7 protein-coding genes and 1 pseudogene are annotated in these 6,229 nt (G+C 70.2%); 3 read left to right on the top strand and 5 right to left on the bottom strand.

The window, feature by feature from the left end; all coding sequences use genetic code 11:
• A partial coding sequence (locus tag ABZ478_RS36990; RefSeq protein WP_359556815.1) for an arginase family protein occupies positions 1 to 401 on the top strand: 401 nt, incomplete at its 5' end.
• Here the strand turns inward: ABZ478_RS36990 and ABZ478_RS36985 are convergent.
• The 3 genes from ABZ478_RS36985 to ABZ478_RS36975 form a co-directional block, all read right to left on the bottom strand.
• The gene (locus ABZ478_RS36985; RefSeq protein ID WP_359556814.1) at positions 298 to 747 is read right to left on the bottom strand and encodes a Tn3 family transposase; all 450 of its coding nucleotides are present in this window, start codon (positions 745 to 747) and stop codon (positions 298 to 300) included. The genes ABZ478_RS36990 and ABZ478_RS36985 overlap by 104 nt on opposite strands.
• Positions 748 to 902: 155 nt before the next feature.
• Complete coding sequence (locus tag ABZ478_RS36980) at positions 903 to 1,499, bottom strand: NAD(P)-binding domain-containing protein (protein ID WP_359556811.1); 597 nt, start codon at positions 1,497 to 1,499, stop codon at positions 903 to 905.
• Positions 1,500 to 1,540: 41 nt separating this feature from the next.
• Complete coding sequence (locus ABZ478_RS36975) at positions 1,541 to 2,374, bottom strand: 3'(2'),5'-bisphosphate nucleotidase CysQ (protein ID WP_359556808.1); 834 nt, start codon at positions 2,372 to 2,374, stop codon at positions 1,541 to 1,543.
• 137 nt (positions 2,375 to 2,511) lie between these two features.
• On the opposite strand from ABZ478_RS36975, the gene ABZ478_RS36970 reads away from it, so the two are divergent.
• Together ABZ478_RS36970 and ABZ478_RS36965 are read left to right on the top strand one after the other, a co-directional pair.
• The gene (locus ABZ478_RS36970; protein ID WP_359556805.1) at positions 2,512 to 3,417 is read left to right on the top strand and encodes a LysR family transcriptional regulator; all 906 of its coding nucleotides are present in this window, start codon (positions 2,512 to 2,514) and stop codon (positions 3,415 to 3,417) included.
• Between the two features lie 232 nt (positions 3,418 to 3,649).
• Positions 3,650 to 4,546, top strand: a pseudogene (locus tag ABZ478_RS36965) (NADP-dependent oxidoreductase); the annotation flags it as partial.
• Positions 4,547 to 4,874: 328 nt separating this feature from the next.
• On the opposite strand, the gene ABZ478_RS36960 reads toward ABZ478_RS36965, so the two are convergent.
• Together ABZ478_RS36960 and ABZ478_RS36955 are read right to left on the bottom strand one after the other, a co-directional pair.
• Positions 4,875 to 5,828, bottom strand: a complete 954-nt coding sequence (locus ABZ478_RS36960) for a sensor histidine kinase (RefSeq protein ID WP_359556803.1) — start codon at positions 5,826 to 5,828, stop codon at positions 4,875 to 4,877.
• The gene (locus ABZ478_RS36955) at positions 5,825 to 6,169 is read right to left on the bottom strand and encodes an STAS domain-containing protein (RefSeq protein ID WP_359556801.1); all 345 of its coding nucleotides are present in this window, start codon (positions 6,167 to 6,169) and stop codon (positions 5,825 to 5,827) included. The genes ABZ478_RS36960 and ABZ478_RS36955 overlap by 4 nt, the downstream gene beginning before the upstream one ends.
• Between the last annotated feature and the right edge of the window lie 60 nt (positions 6,170 to 6,229).

The following is a 6,229-nucleotide window of genomic DNA, read 5'->3' as shown; positions in this document are numbered from 1 at the left end:
CCAGGCCGGAGGAGCGCCTTTCCACCCGGCAGATCGTGCTCGCGGGCGCTCGTGCCCTCGATCCCGCCGAGCTGGACTTCATCGAGTCCGAACGAGTCCGAGCCCTGTCCGTTCAGGCTCTTCGGGAACCGGACCAACTGATTTCCGCGGTGGCAGGTACAGGGGCCACGCACGTCTACATCCACCTGGACCTCGACGTGCTGGACCCCGAGCACTTCACCAGCTTGTCCTGCCCGGAACCCGGGGGTCTGCACCCCGACCAGCTGCGCGCCGCCCTGCACGCGCTGACCAAGCGCTTCAACTTCGCCGGCATGGGGATAACGGAGCATGCCCCCGCCGCCCGCTCAGCCAACAGCGACCACGTCCTCCAAAGAATCCTCGACGGCGTGGCTTTCCAATAGCGACAGCCTGTACTGGGTCAGTCACCGTCTTCTCGCCGCAGCCGAGCCAACACGGTTGATCGGTGCCCGGGCGCCCGGCACCGTAGTTGCGGTGAGGTTCAGACGGGCCTCCATGTCGAGATTCACCTCGCCGTACGGGCGTACGTGGCCAGAACAGCGGGGTCAGGCCGCGCCGGTCGGCGTCGGTGAGGAGGTCGGCCCACTCGGGTTCGCCGAGGATGTCCTGGAGCATCAGGGTGTTCACGTAGACCAGGACGGACTGGAGGATCCTCAGGCACAGGACGAACATCTCCTGTTCGTCGCGCCGGTTCGAGGCGATTTCTCCGCCTTTGCCGTAGGCGATCACGGAGGGGAGGAAGTCAAGCAGGGCTTCTTCGCCGGCCCAGCGGCAAGCGATGCCGACGCTCTCGATTACCAGGATCTTCCGCAGGATTAGCTCTCATCGCGCGCTCGGCGCATCGGCACGGCGAGCAACCGTGCCGATGATCCCCTGTGTGCGGATCAGCGGGCGATCGAGATGGCGAAAGGCGCGAATCCGCCGGCCCGGATCACGTGCGGTACGAACAGGATCGCGGCCTCCGTGGCGCGGGCGGTCCGGATCCCGCCGAGATCGGTGATCCACTCCGTGTGCCAGCCGAGGCTGACGAGCAGTTCGCGGACGATCTGCTTGGCCTGGGGGTCCTCGCCGGAGAGGAAGGCGTCGGGCGCCTGGGTGAGCGTGTCCGGCGCGGTCATCACCGGGAAGAGCATGGTGTTGAGGGTCTTGACGACGCGTGTGTCGGGGAGCGCGTCCTGGAGTTGCTCGGCGAGGCTCGAGCCGGGGTAGATCAGGTCGGCGGGCAGTCCGTCCGGTCCGTCGAGGGTGGCGTTGGAGACGTCGACGAGGGTCTTGCCGCGCAGTTCCTCGCGCAGGGCGACGAGCCGGTCCAGCGAGCCGGCGCCCGGCGTGGCGTTGATGACGATCCGGGCCGTGCGGGCCGCGTCGGCGGCGGCGCCCGGCGCGCGGCCGGCCACTCTCACCGCATGTCCGGCCCGGGTGAGGGCCGCGGCCAGGTTGCCGCCGACGCGGCCGTTTCCGAGAACTGCGATCTCAGGCATGGTGATCTGGTTCCTCCGTGCGTGCGGGGTGTGGTGCGCGGTCAGCGGGAGAGGGTGGCGACGGCCTCGGCGTGGACGCCGGGCGCGGCGGCCAGGAAGCTCTCGCTCCGCGGGGTCCAGGGGCGGCCCTCGACGTCGGAGATGCGTCCGCCGGCCTCGGTGACGAGCAGCGCCCCGGGCAGCAGGTCCGCGCGGGCGCCGGCGAACTGCCAGAAGGCGTCGATCCGGCCGGCGGCCACGTGCAGCAGGTGCAGCGTCGCGGGTACGGCGGTACGTACGACGAGTGCGTCGAAGAGCATCGCGGTGATGGAGGAGCCGACGCGCCGCACGACGTCGTCGTCCTCGTCCGGCCGGGCCTGGCTGGTGGCCACGATGCTCAGGCCGAGGTCCGTGGTCGGGGAGACGCGCAGCGGCCGGCCGTCCAGGTGGGCGCCCGCGCCGGCGAGCGCGGTGTAGGTCTCGCCGGTCAACGGCAGGTGGACCACGGTGAGCACCGGCTGGTTCTCGCGTACGAGGGTGGCGGTCACCGCCCATTCCGGCAGGGCGTGCAGGTGGTTGACGTTGCCTTCGGCCGGATCCACGACCCACCACTCGCCGGGCGGCAGCGCCCCGCCGTCCAGTTCGTCCTCCACCCACCCCGCCTCCGGACGCAGGTGGGTCAGGCGAGGGCGAAGGATGTCCAGGGCCGTGTCGTCGTTGACGGCGAGGGCGCCCATCAGTTCTTCGCGGGTCTGGTAGCGGACCACCTGGCCGAAGCGCTCGCGCAGCGCTGAGCCGGCCGCGCGTACGGCGGTCGCCGTCTGGTCTAGCAGGTCGGCGTCCGAGGCGGGGGCGTGCGAGGTGGCGGCGTCCGTGGTCGGCAGGGTTTCGGGCATGGTCAACTCCCTTGTGAGCGGGGGGTGGTGAGGCCGTTCGGGTCGAGCTGTGTGCTCTGTGCGGCGTTCTGGTATCGACGGTATACAGCCCTTTGATTAACCTCAAATGCATGTAAAGCACGGCTAGGATTACTCGCATGCAATTGGATTTGAACCTGCTGGCCGCGCTCGACGCGCTGCTGGAGGAGGGCAGTGTGGCCGGGGCGGCCGCACGCCTGCATGTCACCGCCCCCGCGATGAGCCGGAGTCTGGGCCGGATCCGGCGCACGACCGGGGACCAGATCCTGGTGCGCACCGGCCGCACCATGACCCCGACGCCGTACGCGATCGCCGTCCGGGAACAGGTGCATGAGCTGCTTCACCAGGTCCAAGGGGTGTTGGCGCCGAGCCGTGAACTCGATCTGACGACCCTGGAGCGCACCTTCACCCTCCGCTGGCACGATTCCCTGGTCGCCTTGAGCGGCCCCGCACTGCTCGCGGCCGTGCGGGAAGAGGCGCCGGGCGTGCGCTTGCGTTTCGTCGCGGAATCGAGCATCGACACACCGGAGTTGCGGCGCGGCGAGGTGGACCTGGAGGCGAACGCCAACCACCCGAGCGCACCGGACGTCCGCGCCGAGAAGGTGGGTGAGTCCCGCCTCGTCATCGTCGTCAGGCAGGGGCATCCCCTCACCCGTGGCGGGACCGTCACGGCAGAGCAATACGCCGGCGCCGAGCACGTCACCGTCTCGCGGCGGGGAAACCTGGGCAACGCCCTCGACGACGCCCTCGCGCGGCTCGGCCTGACCCGCCGCGTGGTGGCGGCCGCTCCCACGGAAGCGGCCGCGCTGGAGTTCGCGCGCGGTTCCGATCTCCTGATCAGCGTCCCCGAAGCCACCACGCGGTCCGCGGTCGCCGACCTCGGTCTGGTCGTGCTCCCCCTGCCGCTCGAGCTACCGCTCGCACCGGTCTACCTGTCGTGGCATCAGCGCTACGACACCGACCACGCCCACACCTGGTTGCGCGGACTGGCGCGAACCGCGCTGACCCTGCGCGGGGCGTCGTAGTCGGCGCCGTCCGGCCGCTTCACCCCTACGTCGACGCGGCCCGCCTCGATGGCGCAGGGCCGGCCGCGGTCCCTCCGAGGAGGGTGGTCGTCTCGGACGCGTGCGGGCGGGCGTGAAGTAGGGTCGCCGTATCGGAGTAGAAACGTGCTCTGGCCGGGCGGACAGCCGGACGGGGAGTACGCGCACACGCGGATCGGACGATCCGCCACTCCTTCCACGGAAGGAGTGCGGCATGAAGGCAGTGCAGTTCAGCCGGTTCGGCAGCCCGGAGGTCCTTGAGATCGTCGATCTCCCCGATCCCCGTCCCGGTGCCGGAGAGATACGGATCAGGGTGCGCGCCGCGGGCGTCAACGCCAGCGACTGGAAGAAGCGCCAGGGTCTGATGGACCAGGAACTGCCACAGACCCTGGGCTACGAGGCCGCAGGGCTCGTCGACGAGATCGGTGCCGGTGTCTCGGGTGTCACGGTCGGCGACCGGGTCTTCGGAGCCTCGCCCTACGGAGCCGCCCAGGCGGAGCTGGCCGTGCTGTCGCACTGGGCCCCGATCCCGGACTCGCTGGACTACGCGAGGGCCTCGGCGATCCCCGCCGCAGCCGAGACCGCGGCGCGCTCGCTCGACCAGCTCGGCGTCACAGCGGGCAGTTCCGTACTCATCAACGGGGCATCCGGCAGCGTCGGGAGTGCCGCCGTCCAACTCGCCGTGGAACGCGGCGCGCGCGTCATCGGCACGGGCAGTCCAGGCACGCACGATGCCCTGCGCTCGCTCGGAGCCGCGCCGGTGGCATACGGCGAGGGGATGCCGGAACGAGTCCGCGCGATCGCGCCGTCGGGGGTGGATTTCGCACTGGACGTCGCCGGCAGCGGTGTCCTTCCCGAACTCGTGGAACTCGCGGACGCCCCCGAGCATGTGATCACGGTCGCCGACTTCCGCGGCGCGCGGCGAACGGGTGTCCGCTTCAGCCGCGGCGACACCGGCCGCGCCACCTACGCGCTCGCCCAGGTCGCCCGCATGGCCGAGGCCGGACGATTCTCCATCCAGGTCGGCCAGACCTTCCCTCTGACCGAGGTCTCCCACGCGCATCGCGTCGGCGAAGCGGGCCGTGTGCGCGGCAAACTGGTGCTGCTCGTGGCTGACCCCGGCCTTCACGATGCGCCCTCAGCGTCGACACCACTACCCCGTGTTCTTCGCCGCCGACAGCGCCGCTCTTCAGACGAACGCTCCGGCGGTATTCGATGCGGCGGGGGAGGACACCAAGGTCTGGATCGCCTACCGCAAGGGCGGTGTCAGCGATCTGACCGCGACGCCCTGATGCCGGCCTTCACCGGCCTGGGCTGGCACGGCGTGTCCCTGGTGTCCCTGGACGCCCGGTGGTCCGGCGCCCGATTCCGCCGCCTGGAGCAGATCGGGCGCCGATGAGTGGGAGCGCTTTGCCCGCACAGAGCCACCGGAGGCGCCTCTACTTCCTGCAGATCCGCAGGCGTACGGCGGTGCCCTTGGGCCCGGTCCGCACCTGAACGGTGTCGCAGAGCATGCCGACCCCCCAGATACCGAACCCCGACTTCAAGGCGGACTCCGGTGGCACCCAGCTGAGGAACTCCTCGGGATGCCAGTGGCCGGAGTCGGTGATCTCGCATACGAGCCCGTTGTCGGGCCATACGCGCAGGGACACCGGCGCCCGGCCGTGACGGAGGGCGTTGGTCGCCACCTCGGTGACGGCGACGAGGACGTTGTACAGCCCGTCTCCCGCCACACCGCAGTTCTTCGCCTGTTCAGCGACGAAGGCCCGTACCGCGTGCAGGTCTTCCGGACGGACCTCCATCGAGGCGGCGGAGTGCGGGGAGGGCGGCAGCGGCCGGTTGTCGACATCGGCGACGAAGTCCCGGGGGTCCCGGTAGTCCGGGTTCTGCCGCAGCCGGGCGCCCTCGTGGATGTTGGGATGGGTCTGGCGCACCAGGGAGATGACCTCGGGAGCCAGAACCGAGGTGTTGTAGCAGCAGTAGCTCCGGAAATCCGCGTCGGCGAAGCCCATGTTGAAGATCGAGTCGTACCGGACCCACTCCATCGCATCCGGGTACTGCAACCAGTCGGCCGACGCGACGACCCACGCCGGGCGCGAGCCGAGCGTCCTGGCGACGGCCATCATGCCGGCCATGGCCCGCACGGGAGTGCTGTAGAAGTCCGACGGATCGATGAACTGCACCGCCACGGCGTCCCGGCCGAGCGAGTCGCGCAGCACCTCGGCCTCCTGCCGGGGGGTGACCGCGAACGTCGGGTCGCCGGCCTCGATGCCCTCGCGCAGGTGGGGAATGGTGCCCGCGAGGAACTCCTCCTCGTCGCCGTACAGAAGAGCGTAGTGCTGGACTCCCTGACCGGCCTCCACAGGCTGATCCGCGGGTGCCTCGGCGGTCATGATGTCTCCTTCCGCCCCTGGACGAGTCCGGGCAGACGCTCCCAACTGACTGTCTGGATCAGGTTTTCCATCTGTGGTGACAGGTTGTCCAGGACGAGCCGGACCCCGTTGCCGCAGCGCTCCACCAGGCACGTCAGCAGCCGCAGGGCGCCGAGGTCGATGAAGCGCAGCCCGCCGAGGTCGAGCCGTACGTCGCCGCCTTCGGCCGCCATCGGGGACAGCGCCTCGATGACCTCCCGGTGCCGCGTCGCGTCGAGCTCCCCCTTCAGGCGCAGGCCGGGAGGATCGGCGGTCGGCGTGATCCGGAGCATTCGCTCGTCGGGGTGGGCAATGACTTCCATGAGGCCTACCAGGTTCTGGGTGGGGGAACTCTTGGAGTGGATCGAGGGCCCGACCGTAGA

The sequence above is a fragment of the Streptomyces sp. NPDC005706 genome, from assembly GCF_040631045.1.
Lineage (GTDB): Bacteria > Actinomycetota > Actinomycetes > Streptomycetales > Streptomycetaceae > Streptomyces.
This window is presented reverse-complemented; position numbering and strand designations above follow the sequence as displayed.

Excerpts from the sequence above, each read along its gene's own strand:
- ABZ478_RS36980 (WP_359556811.1), bottom strand. The coding sequence starts at position 1,499 with ATGCCTGAGATCGCAGTTCTCGGAAACGGCCGCGTCGGCGGCAACCTG.
- ABZ478_RS36970 (WP_359556805.1), top strand. The coding sequence starts at position 2,512 with ATGCAATTGGATTTGAACCTGCTGGCCGCGCTCGACGCGCTGCTGGAG.
- ABZ478_RS36955 (WP_359556801.1), bottom strand. The coding sequence starts at position 6,169 with ATGGAAGTCATTGCCCACCCCGACGAGCGAATGCTCCGGATCACGCCG.
- ABZ478_RS36960 (WP_359556803.1), bottom strand. The coding sequence starts at position 5,828 with ATGACCGCCGAGGCACCCGCGGATCAGCCTGTGGAGGCCGGTCAGGGA.
- ABZ478_RS36975 (WP_359556808.1), bottom strand. The coding sequence starts at position 2,374 with ATGCCCGAAACCCTGCCGACCACGGACGCCGCCACCTCGCACGCCCCC.